Below are 518 nucleotides of genomic sequence, written 5' to 3' on the forward strand. Positions count from 1 at the left end.
CGCTCATCGCCACGCAATCGGTGCAGCGCGCGCCTGCGGACGGCACCAGCTACCTCGTCGTCTCGCTCAACTTCGCGCTCAACCCCGTGCTGATGGCGAACCTGCCCTACGAGCCCTTCGGCGACTTCACCGGCGTCGGCCTCATTTCTTCGGCGCCGAACATCCTGGTCGTGCACCCCTCCTTCCCAGCGCGGAGCGTACAGGAATTCGTGGCCGAATTGCGGAAGCGTCCCGGTGAGGTCGCCGTCGCGCATACCGGCGTCGGCACCATCACGCATCTGGCAGGCGAGCTGCTCTACGAGATGACGGGCACGCGCGTGAGCCTGATCGGCTATGGCGGCAGCGCGCCGGCGCATGCCGACCTGCTCTCCGGCCGCGTGCAGGCCATGTTCGATAGCAGCAGCATCCAGCACATCGCCGATGGCCGCCTCCGTGCCCTCGGCATCACCGGCGCTCAGCGACTCTCCGTGTTACCGGACGTCCCGACCATCGCCGAGCAGGGGTTTCCTGGCTACGAG

Annotated in this window: 1 protein-coding gene; it reads left to right on the forward strand. The window is 67.6% G+C overall.

The window, feature by feature from the left end:
* A partial coding sequence (locus AC1DWF_RS38625) for a tripartite tricarboxylate transporter substrate-binding protein (protein ID WP_476843678.1) occupies nucleotides 1-518 on the forward strand: 518 nt, incomplete at both ends.

The organism is Aminobacter sp. P4_D5 (genome assembly GCF_056401815.1).